The 14590-nt window shown below is 70.7% G+C and carries 16 protein-coding genes; 11 read left to right on the top strand and 5 right to left on the bottom strand.

What is annotated here, in order from left to right; genetic code table 11:
- The coding region (locus ACYVE7_RS16400) for a hypothetical protein (RefSeq protein ID WP_460365566.1) at positions 1–514 on the top strand (514 nt) is incomplete at its 5' end.
- Here ACYVE7_RS16400 and ACYVE7_RS16395 read toward each other — a convergent pair.
- Positions 502–1503 (bottom strand): aminotransferase class I/II-fold pyridoxal phosphate-dependent enzyme, encoded by a 1002-nt coding sequence (locus ACYVE7_RS16395; protein ID WP_460365565.1) that lies wholly within the window; start codon positions 1501–1503, stop codon positions 502–504. The two genes, ACYVE7_RS16400 and ACYVE7_RS16395, sit on opposite strands and share 13 nt — an antisense overlap.
- Before the next feature lie 283 nt (positions 1504–1786).
- Between ACYVE7_RS16395 and ACYVE7_RS16390 the strand changes: the two genes are divergently transcribed.
- The 6 genes from ACYVE7_RS16390 to ACYVE7_RS16365 are packed head-to-tail and all read left to right on the top strand — an operon-like array spanning position 1787 to position 6247.
- Positions 1787–3571 (top strand): phosphatidylglycerol lysyltransferase domain-containing protein, encoded by a 1785-nt coding sequence (locus ACYVE7_RS16390; protein ID WP_460365567.1) that lies wholly within the window; start codon positions 1787–1789, stop codon positions 3569–3571.
- A 43-nt stretch (positions 3572–3614) separates the two neighbouring features.
- Entirely contained in the window at positions 3615–4457 is an 843-nt protein-coding gene (gene folP / locus ACYVE7_RS16385; protein WP_460365564.1) for a dihydropteroate synthase, read from the top strand.
- A complete protein-coding gene (locus tag ACYVE7_RS16380) occupies positions 4450–4887 on the top strand; it encodes a nuclear transport factor 2 family protein (protein WP_460365563.1) in 438 nt (145 codons plus the stop codon). Before folP ends, ACYVE7_RS16380 begins: the two co-directional genes overlap by 8 nt.
- Positions 4871–5233, top strand: a complete 363-nt coding sequence (folB, locus tag ACYVE7_RS16375; protein WP_460365562.1) for a dihydroneopterin aldolase — start codon at positions 4871–4873, stop codon at positions 5231–5233. Before ACYVE7_RS16380 ends, folB begins: the two co-directional genes overlap by 17 nt.
- Positions 5230–5778, top strand: coding sequence for a 2-amino-4-hydroxy-6-hydroxymethyldihydropteridine diphosphokinase (gene folK, locus ACYVE7_RS16370; RefSeq protein WP_460365561.1), 549 nt, complete (start codon positions 5230–5232; stop codon positions 5776–5778). Before folB ends, folK begins: the two co-directional genes overlap by 4 nt.
- 4 nt (positions 5779–5782) lie before the next feature.
- Entirely contained in the window at positions 5783–6247 is a 465-nt protein-coding gene (locus tag ACYVE7_RS16365) for a DUF3180 domain-containing protein (RefSeq protein WP_460365560.1), read from the top strand.
- A gap of 1 nt (position 6248) precedes the next feature.
- Here ACYVE7_RS16365 and ACYVE7_RS16360 read toward each other — a convergent pair whose 3' ends face one another.
- The gene (locus ACYVE7_RS16360; protein WP_460365559.1) at positions 6249–7397 is read right to left on the bottom strand and encodes an NADH-quinone oxidoreductase subunit D; all 1149 of its coding nucleotides are present in this window, start codon (positions 7395–7397) and stop codon (positions 6249–6251) included.
- An 83-nt stretch (positions 7398–7480) separates the two neighbouring features.
- Between ACYVE7_RS16360 and ACYVE7_RS16355 the strand changes: the two genes are divergently transcribed.
- Together ACYVE7_RS16355 and ACYVE7_RS16350 are read left to right on the top strand one after the other, a co-directional pair.
- The gene (locus tag ACYVE7_RS16355) at positions 7481–8044 is read left to right on the top strand and encodes a PH domain-containing protein (protein ID WP_460365558.1); all 564 of its coding nucleotides are present in this window, start codon (positions 7481–7483) and stop codon (positions 8042–8044) included.
- Positions 8041–9411 carry a PH domain-containing protein gene (locus tag ACYVE7_RS16350; RefSeq protein WP_460365557.1) on the top strand — a complete coding sequence of 457 codons (1371 nt, stop codon included), beginning with the start codon at positions 8041–8043 and terminating at the stop codon, positions 9409–9411. The genes ACYVE7_RS16355 and ACYVE7_RS16350 overlap by 4 nt, the downstream gene beginning before the upstream one ends.
- Here the strand turns inward: ACYVE7_RS16350 and ACYVE7_RS16345 are convergent.
- The 3 genes from ACYVE7_RS16345 to ACYVE7_RS16335 all read right to left on the bottom strand — a co-directional run bounded on the left by ACYVE7_RS16345 (position 9395) and on the right by ACYVE7_RS16335 (position 12096).
- Positions 9395–10135, bottom strand: a complete 741-nt coding sequence (locus ACYVE7_RS16345; protein WP_460365556.1) for an ABC transporter ATP-binding protein — start codon at positions 10133–10135, stop codon at positions 9395–9397. The genes ACYVE7_RS16350 and ACYVE7_RS16345 overlap by 17 nt on opposite strands.
- Positions 10136–10237: 102 nt before the next feature.
- Positions 10238–10885, bottom strand: coding sequence for a response regulator (locus ACYVE7_RS16340; protein WP_460365555.1), 648 nt, complete (start codon positions 10883–10885; stop codon positions 10238–10240).
- Entirely contained in the window at positions 10882–12096 is a 1215-nt protein-coding gene (locus tag ACYVE7_RS16335; protein WP_460365554.1) for a sensor histidine kinase, read from the bottom strand. The genes ACYVE7_RS16340 and ACYVE7_RS16335 overlap by 4 nt, the downstream gene beginning before the upstream one ends.
- Before the next feature lie 88 nt (positions 12097–12184).
- Here ACYVE7_RS16335 and ACYVE7_RS16330 point away from each other — a divergent pair, with 88 nt between their 5' ends.
- Complete coding sequence (locus ACYVE7_RS16330) at positions 12185–13375, top strand: SAM-dependent methyltransferase (RefSeq protein ID WP_460365552.1); 1191 nt, start codon at positions 12185–12187, stop codon at positions 13373–13375.
- 27 nt (positions 13376–13402) lie between these two features.
- Positions 13403–14590, top strand: a 1188-nt coding sequence (locus tag ACYVE7_RS16325) for an FtsX-like permease family protein (RefSeq protein ID WP_460365551.1), incomplete at its 3' end; no start/stop codon positions are given.

Here is a 14590-nt window from a genome sequence, read left to right as displayed (position 1 = left end):
CGCCCTTCGCGAGCCGGAGCCCTCCGGGGCGCGCCGGACCACGGCGCGGCCGGTCCGGCGTCCGCGGACCGAGGTCTACGCGCCGCGGACGCTGGAGCAGCATCCCCGGGTCAACGGTCTGATCATGGAGCGGCTGCTGGCGATGCCCGAGCGGTCGATCCGGGAGTCCAAGCGGATGCTCAACACCTGGCAGCTCTACGAGCGGGTGCTGTCGGGCACGAGGCCGCTGAGCCGCCCGGCCGACGCGGTGGACAGGGCCTGCCATCTGGTGATCGTCGCGGAGATAGTGACCCGCTGGCCCGCGCTCCAGCGTCTGCTGCACCGGCGCGTCGACGGCCGCAGGAGCCTGGAGCTGCTCGCCGAGGCCGCAGCGGACGACGAGCGCTGGGAACAGGCCCTCGAACTCACCGGGCTCGCCGTTCCGGCGCACGCCGTGGCGGTCAGGGGGCTGCGGCGCCTGCTCGTCGAGCACGACGGGGTCGCGGTCGCCGAGCTGGCACGTCAGGTGCTCTGACCGAGAACCTCGCGCAGGACGTCCAGCCCTTCCTGGAAGGAGGCGGGGTCGCGCAGCAGCGGGATTCGGATCTTGGTTCCGCCCGGGCCGTCGGGGCCGGGTGAATCCCAGAAGAATTGTTCCCCCGGGAGCAGCGCGAGTCCGTTCTTTTGGCAGGCGACGAGAATTCGGTCGCGGGCGTCGCCCGCGTCCAGCCATTCGACGCTCGGCTGAAAACCGTTCCACCGGCGGGTGGGCGCCAGCGACGGAACGCTTTCACGGAACGCTACGCGGTTGGTCCGGCACAGTTCCCGGGAACGCTGGACCTCGGTGGTGTCGCGGAGCAGGTAGCCGAGGCCGACGAGATCGAGTTCGGAGACGGTCAGCAGAACGTCGTCGACGATCGCGGCGAGTTCCGCGCCCATGGCCCCGGTCCCCGACAGCAGTCCGATCTTCGAGCCGAATGCGGGCAGGGTCTTGCCGGTGTCGTCGATCACGGCAGTCTCGGCGCCGACGGCCGCGGCCGCCGCGGCCACGTCCCAGCAGTGGTCGGGTGCGAGCAGCCGGAACGACAGATCCAGGACGAGCGGGACGTCCTGCGCCGCGCTCCACGCCAGCAGCAGTTCCAGGCCGTCCCGCGACATCCTGGTCCCGGTGGGGTTGTTGGGGGTGACGACGACGAGCGCGGCGAGGCCGAGGGCGGTGAGCCGGTCCAGATCGGGTTCGGGCATCAGCACGTCCTCGGAGACGGGAGTCAGGCTGAGGCCGGTGCGACGGAACAGGGCCGGGATGTTGTCGAACGTCGGAGTGATCATTCCGACCCGGCCCGGCCGGCCGCGGAGATGCTTGGCCGCGATGTCCAGCGCGATCGAGGCGGAGTAGACGGGGTGGGCGGGCCACGGGGAGGACGTCCACTGGGCGAACGCGTCGAGGAAGTCCTGCTGGAGCCGCACCTCGTCGGGCCGGCCCGAGCCGAGGTGGGTCTCGATCGCCGCGGCCAGCCGGGTCAATGAGGCGGGGGCGAGGGAATGGCGTGCGTGCGCGTCGGCGAAATTGATGAATTCGATTTCCAGTGCGCGGCGCTCTCGATGCGTTAGGGAATTGTTCGGCATGTAAAAATGTTAACCGTCGGCCTCTGTGAAAAGCGAGGGTCGGCTAATTCGTTCGGTGCCGTTGTCCGCTTATGGTCTTGGCCGTGGCGTCGCGGCGGCGGCGCCACGGGCTCGGAGTGGCCGGGCTCTGTAGGGAAGTGGCGGTGGGTTTGCTGTTGGGGTCGTAGGGTTTGTCGGCGTGATGGTGGAGATGGAACGGCGGGGCGGGCCTTCGGGTGAGGGGGCTCGGGGGGAGCGGCGGCGGTTGCGGCGGCGGGTGCCGTTGGTGGCCGGGGTGCTGGCGTTGCTGCTGGGGGTCCACGACGTCGTTTCGGGGATCCTGCCGGAGTGGAAGACACGGTGGATGGAGGTCTCCGAGTTCGTGCCGGGGGCCGTCACCAACGTGGCCAGGACCGGGACGGTGCTCGCCGGAATCCTGCTGCTGATGCTGTCGCACGCGCTGCGGCGGCGGAAGAAACGAGCCTGGCAGGCGGCCGTGGTGCTGCTGGCCGCCAGCGTGGTGCTGCATCTGGTGCGGAACCTGCTGCTCGGCGAAGCCGTGGTGGCGGCCGTGCTGCTCGGGCTGCTCATCTCCACCCGGCGCGAGTTCTACGCCGAAGGAGACCCGCGGACCCGATGGCGGGCCGTGTACGTCGGCGCGGTGCTGTCGGCGGTCAGTTTCGGCGTCGGGCTGCTGTTCCTGCTGCTGAACCGGCGGGAGCTGGTGCGCGGATACGGGCTGGGGGAGCGGTGCTGGAGCGTCCTGCTCGGGCTGTTCGGGGCGGGCGGGCCCGTCGAGTTCACGACCGGGCGGCGCGAAGACCTGTTCAGCCTGCTGATGGGCGGGCTCGGGCTGTTCGTCGCGTTCACCGTCGGCTACCTGTTCCTGCGGCCCGCCGAACCGCTGCTGGCCCTGTCGGACGAGGACGAGCAGAAGATCCGCTGCCTGCTGGCGAAACAGGGCCATCGGGATTCCCTCGGCTATTTCTCGCTTCGGCGGGACAAGAGCGTCATCTGGTCGCCGACGGGTAAGGCGTGCATCACCTACCGGGTGGTCTCGGGCGTGATGCTGGCCGGCGGCGACCCCCTCGGCGACCCGGAGGCCTGGCCGGGCGCGATCCAGGAGTTCATGCGGGAGGCCGACCGGCACGCCTGGGTGCCCGCGGTGATGGGCTGCGGCGAGCTCGGCGCCGAGGTCTGGGTGCGGGAAGGCGGCCTGGACGCCCTGGAGATCGGCGACGAGGCGTTCATCGACGTCCCCGGGTTCAGCCTGGAGGGGCGCGCCATGCGGAACGTCCGCCAGATGGTGAACCGGGTGTCGCGCCAGGGCTACACCGTCGAGCTCAAACGCGAGAAGGACTTCACCCAGGCGGAGCTGGACGCCCTCTGGGAGCAGGCCGCGGCCTGGCGGGGCACCGACACCGAGCGGGGCTTCTCGATGGCCCTGGGCCGGGTCGGCGAGCCCGGCGACGAGGAGTGCGTGATCGCCACCGCCCACCACGACGGCGAACTGCACGCCTTCCTCCATTTCGTCCCCTGGGGCCCGGACGGCCTGTCCCTCGATCTGATGCGCCGCGACCGCGCCGCCCAGCCAGGGCTCAACGACTTCATGATCGCCGAGGCGATCCGGCTCTCCGGCGAGCTCGGCATCAAGCGGATCTCACTGAACTTCGCGGTGTTCCGGGCCGTGTTCGAACGCGGCGAGCGGGTCGGCGCGGGGCCCGTGCTGCGGGCCTGGCGGGGGCTGCTGCTGTTCCTGTCCCGCTGGTTCCAGCTCGAGTCGCTGTATAAGTTCAACGCGAAGTTCCAGCCGGTCTGGCAGCCGCGGTTCTTCGTCTACCCGTCGCTGAACGACGCCCCGCGGATCGCGCTGGCCGCGCTGGAGGCCGAGGCGTTCATCGTCTGGCCGCGGCTGCACCTGCCCGGCGTGGTCCGGCCGGGCAAGCGTCCCGCCCAGGGCGTCCCGGGGCCGCGCGGGTGCGGCTGACCCGGGCCGGGAACTGTCGGACGCAGGGCTTAGGCTGGTGACCATGAGTGGTCTCACGGTTCCCGGCCTGCCGAATCCCGGGCGTTGCCTGGTGATGGGCGTGGTGAACGTGACCCCGGACTCCTTCTCCGACGGCGGCGAGTGGTTCGATCCGGAGCAGGCCGTCAAGCACGGTCTCGAACTGTTCCACGACGGCGCCGACCTGGTCGACGTCGGCGGCGAGTCGACCAGGCCGGGCGCCCAGCGGGTGTCGCTGGACGAGGAGCTCCGCCGGGTCGTACCGGTGATCACGGCGCTGACGGCCGAGGGCGTCCCGGTCAGCGTCGACACGATGCGCGCCGAGGTCGCCGAGGCGGCCGTCGCCGCCGGGGCCCGGCTGGTCAACGACGTCAGCGGCGGCCTCGCCGACCCGGACATGCCGCAGGTGGTGGCACGTGCCAAAGTGCCGTACGTGGTGATGCACTGGCGGGGCCACAGCCACGACATGCAGACCAGGGCGGTCTACACCGACGTCGTCGCCGAGGTACGCGAGGAGCTGAACCGGCGGGTCGAAGCGGTGATCGCGCAGGGCGTTCCGCCCGAAATGATCGTCCTGGATCCCGGTCTGGGCTTCGCGAAGCAGGGCGAGCACAACTGGGAACTCCTCGCCCATCTGTCCGAGTACGCCTATCCGGTGCTGGTCGGGGCGTCGCGCAAGCGGTTCCTCGGCAAACTGCTCGCCGACGAGGACGGCACGCCGCGGCCGTTCGCGCAGTCCGATGACGCCACCCTCGCGGTGACGGCGCTGGCCGCCGCCGCGGGCGCCTGGTGCGTGCGCGTCCACACCGTTCGCCCCAACGCGGACGCGGTCAGGGTGGCGGCAGCGGTAAGGTCCGCGCGTGGCTGATCCTGAAATCGTCGCGGTCGAGGCCGCCAACGCCCGCTTCTACAGCGCCTTCGAGACCGGTGATCTCGACCTGATGCACACGGTGTGGGCGGACGGCGACTACGCCGAGGGCGTCACCTGTGTGCACCCGGGTTGGCCGATGCTGAAGGGCCGGGACGAGGTCCTGCGCTCCTGGGCGTTGATCATGGCCAACACCCCCTATATCCAGTTCGTCCTGACCGAGGTGCGCACCGAGATCCGAGCGGATTTCGCGTTCCTCACCTGCGAGGAGAACATCCTCACCGCCGACGAGTCCGACAACGGATTCCTCGCCGGGGGAAGCGTCGTGTCCAGCAAAGTGTTCGTGAAGGAAGAGGGCGAATGGCGGCTCTGGGTCCACCACGGGTCGCCCGTCCTGGGGGAAGTGGAGGACGATGACGGACAGGATTGAACTGCGCGGGCTACGGGCGAGGGGATTCCACGGAGTCCTGCCGGCCGAGCGCGAGCTCGGCCAGGAGTTCGTCGTCGACGTCGCGCTGGGGCTGGATTTGCGGCCCGCGGCGGAGAAGGATGATGTCTCCCTGACCGTCCACTACGGCGAACTGGCCACGGCTCTGGTCGGCATCGTGACGGGCGAGCCCGTCGACCTGATCGAGACCCTCGCCGAGCGGCTCGCGGCCCAGTGCCTGGCCGACCCCCGGGTCGTCGAGGCGCAGGTCACCGTGCACAAGCCGGCCGCGCCCATCCCGCACCCGTTCACCGACGTCGCTGTCACGATCTTCAGGAGCCGTGCATGACCGCAGCCGACCGGACCCTCACCGGCGGGCACATGCTCGTCCAGCACAAGGTGGTGCTGTCGCTCGGCAGCAACCTCGGCGACCGGATCGAGAACCTCCAGGAGGCGATCGACGCCCTGTTCGACGCCCCCGGCCTGACGCTGGTCTCGCTCTCGCCCGTCTATGAGACGGCGCCGTGGGGCGGGGTCGAGCAGGACGACTTCCTCAACGTCGTGATCGTCGGCGTCACCCGGCTGACGCCGGAGACCCTGCTCGACCGGGTGCTGTCCATCGAGGAGTCGATGCGCCGCGAACGGGTGATCCGCTGGGGCCCGCGGACCCTCGACATCGACATCGTCCAGTTCGGTGAGATCGTCTCCGCGGATCCCGATCTGACGCTGCCGCACCCGCGTGCCCACGAACGGGCGTTCGTGCTGGTGCCGTGGGCCGCGATCGACCCCGACGGGGTGCTGCCGGGCCGTGGCCGTGTCGCCGATCTGGCGGACGCGCTGGGCTCCGAAGGCGTCACCCTGCGGACCGATCTGATCCTCCAGCGTCCGGCGTAAGCGCTTGAAGACTTCCCGCGCCTCCGTCCTGTTCTGCCTCGTGGCAGTGCCCGCGCTGCTGGTGTGGGTGCTGCTGCGCGTCGCCTATCCGGAGCTGCCGCCGCTGCCGTGGACTGCCGTCCCCACCTTCCTGCTGCTCGCCCTCGGCGAGATCGTCTACGGCATCGGCCTGCGCAACCGCATCCACCACAAGGAACCGGCGGAGAAGGCCAGACCGGTCGACCCGCTGGTGGTCGCCCGGATGGCGGTGCTCGGCAAGGCCAGCGCCCACGCCGCCGCCGCGCTCACCGGCATCTTCTTCGGGTTCGTCCTGTTCCTCCTGGACGATCTGTCGAAGCCCACACCCCGCCACGACTTCACCGTCAGCATCTCCTCGGCGTTCGCCGCCCTCATCCTGATGGGCGCCGGCCTCTACCTGGAATGGTGCTGCCGCATCCCCAAGGCCCCCGACGATGCCGACCGCCGCTGAATTATTTGTCGACGTCTCCGACGACGAAGAACATGCTGCCGAGGATGGCTACCATGTCGGCTAGTAGTTGGCCTTGCAGCATTTCGGGGAGGGCCTGGATGTTGTTGAAAGAGGCGCTGCGGAGTTTGAGGCGCCAGGGGGTTTTCTCGCCGCGGCTGACGAGGTAGTAGCCGTTGAGGCCCAAAGGGTTCTCGGTCCAGGTGTAGGTGTGGCCTACGGGGATCTTGAGGATTTTGGGGAGGCGCTGGTTGATCGGGCCCGGGGGGAGTTCGGCCAGGACGTCCAGGCAGGCGTCGGCCAGGTCGAGGGAGGCGTGGACCTGGTCGTGCAGGACCTCGAAACGGGCCAGGCAGTCGCCCTCCGTCCGGGTGATCACCGGGACGGTCAGATCGCCGTAGGCGAGGTACGGCTCGTCGCGGCGGAGATCGAAGTCGACGCCGCTGGCGCGGGCGATCGGGCCGCTGACGCCGTACTGGTGGATCTGCTCGCTCGTCAGGACGCCCACACCGCGCGTCCTGGCCCGGAAGATCTCATTGCCCATGATCAGTTCGGTGATGTCGGGCATCCGCGAGCGGACCAGGGCGATCGCGGCGCGCGTCCGCTCCATCCAGCCGAGCGGCAGGTCCTCCTTGAGGCCGCCGACCCGGTTGAACATGTAGTGCATCCGGCCGCCGCTCGCCTCCTCCATCACCCGCTGCAGCTCCTCGCGCTCCCGGAACGCGTAGAAGATCGGAGTGATCGCACCGATCTCCAGCGGGTAGGAGCCGAGGAACATGAGATGGTTCAGCACCCGGTTCAGCTCGGCGAGCAGCGTGCGGGTCCACACGGCCCGGACGGGCACCTCCATGCCCAGCATCCGCTCCGCCGCCAGCACCACGCCCAGCTCGCTGGAGAACGCCGAAAGCCAGTCGTGCCGGTTCGCGAGCACGATGATCTGCCGCAGGTCACGGACCTCGAACAGCTTCTCCGCGCCGCGGTGCATGTACCCGATGATCGGCTCGGCGTGCTCGATCCGCTCGCCGTCCAGCCGCAACCGCAGCCGCAGCACCCCATGGGTGGACGGATGCTGGGGACCGATGTTGAGGACCATGTCCTCGGTGGCGATCTCCTTCGCCCCTGCGCCGATCCCGAACGTTCGCACCGTGCTCATGCCCGTCATCGTCGCAGACTCCTTCCCGGACGTGCGCGGCGGCAGTGCACATTCCGGGCCGGTTTCCGGTTGACTGGACGACGATGAACGAGGTCCCGATGAACCAGGCCCCGCACCAGCCGCAGATGCTGCCGCCGCAGCCGTACCGGCAGCGCACCCGCGAGGAGGCTTTCACGCCGCCCGACGGGGCGCACTGGTGGCGGGTTTCGGCACGCTACAAGTGGTATCGGCGGACCATCGCGTTCGCGATCGCGATCACGGTGGGGCCGCTCGGCGCGCTGCTCGTCGGCCGGACGGGCGGGGCGCTGGCCACGCTGAGCTGGACGGCGGCGTCGCTGCTGGCGTTCGGGCTGGCGTGGATCGTCGCGGAGCTCAGCTACCGGGCGTGGGGTTTCCTGGAACGCGAAGAGGATCTGGTGATCACGTCGGGGGTGTTCGTGCGCCGACTGGTGATCGTCCCTTATGGGCGGATGCAGTTCGTGGACGTCACGTCGGGCCCTCTGGAGCAGGCGTTCGGGCTGGCGACGACACGGTTGCACACGGCGTCGGCGACGACCGACGCGCATGTGCCGGGGCTGCCCGTCGCGGTCGCCGACGAGCTGCGCGACCGGCTCGCCAACCGCGGCGACCGGGGGACGGGGCTGTGAACCCCTACGCCTACCGGCAGGGCCCGCCGCCGAACCCCTACCTCCACCAGCACAACCCGTGGCTCCAGACGGGCGTGCACCGGCTGCACTGGGCGACGGCGCCGCTGCGTTCCCTGAACATCGTCGTCATCTATTTCGTGCTGTTCGGGTTCTCGCTGCTGCTGACCCGCGACTCCGAAGACCTGCTGGTGGTGACTCCCGGCACGATCGTGGTGTTCCTGTTCATCTCCGCGCCGGTCGTGCTGATCGCGGTCGGGGTGGGGTTGTGGACGTGGTGGGCGGTCCGGTTCTGGCTGGACGGCGACGATCTCGTGGTCGATTCGGGGATCGCGAGCAGCCGGATCCGGCGGATCCCGCTCTCCCGGATGCAGGGCGTCGACGTGGTACGTCCGCTGGTCGGCAGGTTCCTGGGGCTGGCGGAGGTCAGGCTGGAGCTGGCGGGCGGCACGTCCGCGGAGATCACGCTGCGTTATCTGAGCAACCGGCGCGCCCAGCAGTTGCGGGCCGAGCTGCTGGCCTTGGCGGCGGGCCTGCCGGGGCAGACTCCGGAGGCGCCCGAGCGGCCGTTCTACCGGGTGCCTTTCCGGATCCTGTTCCCGTCTCTGGTGTTCAAGATTCCTGTCCTGACGGCCACACTGCTGTTCGTCGGGCTGATCATCTTCGGGATCTGGGGGGCCGAGCTGGCGGTGCTGGCGGCGGCCGTCCCGGTGCTGCTGGGGCTGCTGCGCGGCGTCGTCGCCCCGCTGATCATGTACTCGGACTTCCGGTGCGCGATCTCCCCGGACGGCCTGCGGCTCCGGTACGGCCTGTTCGAGACCCGGTTGCAGACCCTGCCGCCGGGCCGGATCCAGGCCGTCCGGATCGTGGAGCCGCTGCTGTGGCGGAGCTACGGGTGGGCGCGGGTCGAGGTGACGGTCGCCGGGTACGGCGGCGACCGCCAGGCCCTGTCGTCGACCCTGCTGCCGGCCGCGCCGCGGGAGGTCGCGTTCGCGATGGTCGCCGAGGTGTTCCCCGGGGTCGGGGTCGCCCAGATCCCGCTGACGCCGTCGAACTCCCGGTTCGACTCCTCGGCCGCCGCGGGCGCGACCCGCGACGTCTTCGTCACCCGGCGCGGCAGGTTCTGCCACACCTGGGACATCGTCGCGTTCGCGCGCGCCCAGTCCGTCCGGCTGACCTCGACCCCGCTCCAGCGGCTCCTGGGCCTGGGCACCGTCCACATCGACGTCCCCCCGGGCCCCGTCCACGTCTCGGCCATCGACCGCGACCTGTCCAACGCCCGCGACCTCCTCGACGAGACCCACACCCGCCTCGCCACCGCCCAGTCCCGCACCGGCTCCCCCGAACGCTGGGCTAGTCGAGGCGTTTGAGGACGTCGAGGACGGAGTCCGGGGTGGGGTTCTGGTGTTCGGCGACGAAGGAGCCGTCGCGGAGGAAGATGACGCGGTCGGCGTAGGAGGCGGCGACCGGGTCGTGGGTGACCATGATGATGGTCTGGCCCAGTTCCCGGACCGACGTGCGGAGGAAGGACAGGACCTCCGCGCCGGACCGGGAGTCGAGGTTGCCGGTCGGCTCGTCGGCGAAGATCACGTCGGGGCGGGCGACGAGGGCGCGGGCGCAGGCCACCCGCTGCTGCTGGCCGCCGGAGAGCGCCGACGGCAGATGGGTGAGCCGGTCGCGCAGCCCGACGATGTCGACGACGTGGTCGAACCAGTCCTGGTCGGGGTTGCGTCCCGCCAGCCGCAGCGGCAGCAGGATGTTCTGCTCGGCCGTCAGGGTCGGCAGCAGGTTGAACGCCTGGAAGACGAAACCGACCCGGTCGCGGCGCAGCAGGGTCAGAGCGCGGTCGCCGAGCGAGGTGATCTCGGAGTCGCCGAGCAGAACCGAGCCGGACGTGACGGTGTCGAGCCCCGCCAGGCAGTGCATCAAGGTCGATTTCCCGGAACCCGACGGGCCCATGATCGCGGTGAAGGCGCCCTTGGCGAACGCGACGTCCACCTCGCGGAGCGCGTGGACCAGGGCGTCGCCCTCGCCGTACACCTTGGAGACCTGACGGGCGGCGACGGCGGCGGGCGCGAGCGTGGTTGCTGTCATGCCTCCACGCTAGGGAAACCCGCCCGGCGGGGGCATCGGCCCGAAGACTGCTCCGCGATCAGCCCCGAGACGCACACCGGCGTCCACCTGAAGGCGGACGGCTCACTGCCCGGAGCGCACCAGGCCGTTCTCGTAGGCGAACACGACGGCCTGCACCCGGTCGCGCAGATTGAGCTTCATCAGGATCCGGCCCACATGGGTCTTGACGGTCGCCTCCGACACCACCAGCTCCGAGGCGATCTCCAGATTGGACATGCCCTTCGCGACCAGCAGCAGCACCTCGGACTCGCGGGGCGTCAGCTCGTCGGTCACCCCACCCGCCGCCGGCTCCCCGGACGGGAGCGTGAACGCGAACTGGTCGATCAGCCGGCGGGTCGTGGACGGCGCGACGACCGCGTCACCGCTGTGCACCACCCGGATCGCCTCGATGAGCTGGGCGGGGCCCGCGTCCTTCAGCAGGAAACCGCTGGCCCCGGCCTTGAGCGCGGCGAACGCGTACTCGTCGAGGTCGAACGTGGTCAGGATGATGACCTTCGGGCCGTTGATCAACTGGGTGGCCTCGATACCGTCCATACGCGGCATCCGGACGTCCATCAGGACCACGTCGGCCATGGTCTGCCGGAGCAGCGCGACCGCGGCCTGGCCGTCGCCCGCCTCCCCGACGACCTCGATGTCGGGCTGGGCGTCCAGGACCATCTTGAACCCGGCCCGCACCAGCTCCTGGTCGTCGACGAGCACCACCCTGATCATTTCGCTCCCCTGACCGGCAGCACGGCGGCCACCTCGAACCCGTCGCCCGGCACCGGCCCCGCGCTCACCTGGCCGCCGTACATGGCGACCCGCTCCCGCATCCCGGCCAGCCCGTGGCCCATCCCGTCACTGGCCGCGGCCGCGCCCCGCCCGTCATCGGCGACGCGCACCTCGATCCGGTCGTCACGGTAGCCGACGAAGATCCGTGCGGTGGCCGCCGGGCCGCCGTGTTTCAGCACGTTGGTCAGCGCCTCCTGGACGATCCGGTAGACCGTGAGCTGCAGGCCCGTCGGCAGGCCGTCCGGGGCGCCCTCGCTGGTGAACTCGACGGGCAGGCCCGCGGACCTGGTCTGGTCGATCAGCTCGCCGAGCTGGTCGATGCCGGGCTGCGGCGCGTACGGGCCCTTCGCGTCGCCGTCGCGGAGCACGCCGAGCAGCAGCCGCATCTCCTTCAGCGCCGTGCGGCCCGTCTCGGAGATCGTCTCCAGGGCCTGGCGGGCGCGCGGCGGATCCGACTCGACCATGAACGCGCCGCCGTCGGCCTGCACCACCATCACCGACACGTTGTGCGCGACGACGTCGTGCAGCTCGCGGGCGATCCGCGCCCGCTCCGCCGCCATGGCGATCTGCACCTGATTGTCGCGTTCGCGCTCCAGGCGTTCCGCCCGCTCCTCCAGACTCTGAAGGTACGCGCGGCGGGTACTGCTGTAGATCCCCAAACTCCAGACGACGCCCACGAACATCGCGATCGCCACCAGGCTCGACCGTTCGGCCTCCCAGCCGCTCCACGACGCGTAAGCGGTGTTGCCGAACTGCCCGTAGGTGGCCATCAGCGCACCCAGCACGCAGACGGCCGCGGCCGCCGCGCCCCAGCCGAACGACTTCTCCGCGACGACCGTGTACATCGCGAACAGCACCGCCACATCGGCGAACATCAGGACGTCGTTGCGGCCGATGACGAAACCGGCGGACCACTGGGCGAAGCAGACCAGCGCGATGAACGCGAACACCGTCAGCGGCCAGCGGCGCCGCCAGATCAGCGGCACGACCAGCAGCGTGTTCAGCACGAGCAGCCCGAGCCCGATGGTCACGCTGTAGCCGGTGCCCTGCCTGATCGCGTCGAGGAAGCTGAGGAAGCCCAGCGGCAGCACCAGGATGAGGTCCGCGACCAGCCGGTGCTCGCGGAGCCAGTGCGCCGTCGCCTTGATCATGCCTCCAGGTTACGTAGCGTCAGAGACAGATCACGTCGGCCTGAGGTCGGAGCCGGTGTGCCACCCTGGTCTGATGCTGCCTGGTCCGATGCTGCCTGGTCCCCTGAGCTGGCGGGAGGCCGCCACCCACGCCCTGTACGGCCCCGACGGCTTCTACCGGCGCGAACGCCCCGCCGACCATTTCCGCACCTCGGTGCACGTGTCGCCGCTGTTCGCCGAGGCGTTCGCCGCGCTCCTGCTGGCCGTCGACGAAGATCTCGGCCACCCGGCCCGGCTCGACGTCGTCGACATGGGCGCGGGCTGCGGCTCCCTGCTCCGCGGTGTCCTGGCCCTCCTCCCGCCGGACGTCCGCTCCCGGACCAACGCCGTAGCCGTCGAGGTCGCCCCCCGCCCGCCCGAACCCGGCCTCACCTGGGCCACCGAGCCCCCCACCCGGATCACCGGCCTGATCATGGCCAACGAATGGCTCGACAACGTCCCCGTCGACATCGCCGAGCTCACCCCCGACGGCCCCCGCCTCCTCCTCGTCACCCCCGACGGCACCGAATCCCCCGGCCCACCCCTCCCCCCCGAAGACCTCACCTGGCTCACCACCTGGTGGCCCCTCCCGCACCTTGAGCACGACCGGTCGCCGGAGGAACAGACCGCCGGGCGACGGGCGGGGCTCGGCTGGGCAGCGGAGGGGTGGGCCGATGGGCGACGGCCGGAGTCCGCCCGGGCAGGGGATGAGCGGCGGGCGGAGCTCGGCTGGGCAGCGGAGGGGTGGGCCGATGGGCTAGCGCCGGGCGGGGAGATCGGCGGGCTGGACGGGGGGCGGTGGAGGGCGGAGATCGGGCGGAGTCGGGGGGAGGCTTGGGCGGAGGTGGTGGGGAGGTTGGACAGCGGGATCGCGGTGGCGGTGGATTATGCGCATTCGCTGGGGGATCGGCGGGTGACGTTGATGGGGTACCGGGACGGGCGGGCGGTGGCGGCGGTGCCGGACGGGTCGTGTGATCTGACCTGTCATGTGGCGTTGGACGCGTGTGCGGTGCCGGGGCTGGAGACGATCCTCACCACGCAGCGGGTGGCGTTGCGGGCTTTCGGGGTCAGTGCGGAGCGGCCGCCACGGGAGCTCGCGCTGACCGATCCGGTGGGGTATGTCCGGGCGCTGTCGCGGGCGGGGGAGGCGGCTGAGCTGGCCGATCCGGCGGGGCTCGGGGCGTTCGGCTGGCTGATACAGGCGAAGGGGAACGTAAGCCTCAAGTCGTACGGGGAAGCCGTCTCGCGGGCGATGCCCTGAAAGCCGCGCCTTCCTACCTTTGACGCCATGCTCTCGACCACTCTCGCCGGGCTGAAGGCGCACAGCCTTCGCCTCCTGCTCACCTCGCTGGCCATCATGCTGGGCGTCGGCTTCATCGTCGGGACCTTCGTCCTGACCGACATGATGGAGTCCGGCTACGACCGGAAGTTCGCGGCGTCCGCCGGCCAGCTCGACGTCGTCGTCCGCGGCGATCTGCGGCCGAAGGACCTGGCCGCGATCCGGGCGCTACCCGGAGTCGAGCAGGCGGCGGGAACCGTCCGAGGCCCGGTCGGCCTGCTGGAACGCAACGGCGACAAGTACGGCGACGGCCAGCCGCCGCTCGCCGTCTCCCTGGAGCAGGGCCGGCTGGCCCGGTTCCAGCTGACCGAGGGAACCGCCCCCGGCCCCGGCGAGGTCGCGCTCGACCAGCACGTCGCCGCCAACACCGGTTTCCGGGTCGGCGACACCGTCACCGTGGTCGACGCCGCCAAACGGCAGGTGCACCTCAAGGTCACCGGCCTCGCCGACTTCGGGCTCGACGTGGCGCTCGGCTTCCGCGGCGGCCTCGGCCTGGACGTCGCGACGGCCACCGCCCTGACCGGCGAGAAGGGCTTCGTCGAGATCGACGTCGTGGGCTCCGTGACGACCGCGGCCGTCTCCGCAGCCGTCCCGCACGGCGACGTGCTGACGGGCGCGAAGCTCTCCCAGGAGCTGTCCGATCAGAACGGCGCCGACATCAGGATGATCAGGACGGGGCTGCTCGCGTTCGGGCTGGTCGCGCTGCTCGTCTCCGGGCTGGTCATCTACAACACGTTCGCGATCATCATCACGCAGCGGCTGCGGGAGTTCGCGCTGCTGCGCTGTGTCGGCGCGACCCGCAGGCAGATCTTCCTGAGCGTCCTGCTGGAATCGCTGGCCGTCGGGATCATCGGCTCGGTGGTCGGGATCGCGGTCGGGCTCGGCCTGGGCGCGGGCGCGCTGCGGCTGTTCAACGCCTTCGGGGCGGACCTGCCGGTCGGCTCGGTGCGCCTCGCGCCGGTGACGGTGCTGCTGGCACTGACCGTCGGGATCTTCGTGACGGTCGTTTCGGCGATCCTCCCGGCCCGCTCGGCCACCCGGATCGCCCCCGTCCGCGCGCTCGGCGACCAGCACGAGCCCGGCACGGCCCGCTTCAAGCTGGGCGCGCTCCGCTGGACGGCCGTCACGCTGCTCGGG

This window comes from Actinocorallia lasiicapitis, from assembly GCF_054778695.1.
The sequence above is the reverse complement of the archived record's forward strand: the minus strand, read 5'-3'. Positions and strand labels throughout refer to the sequence as shown.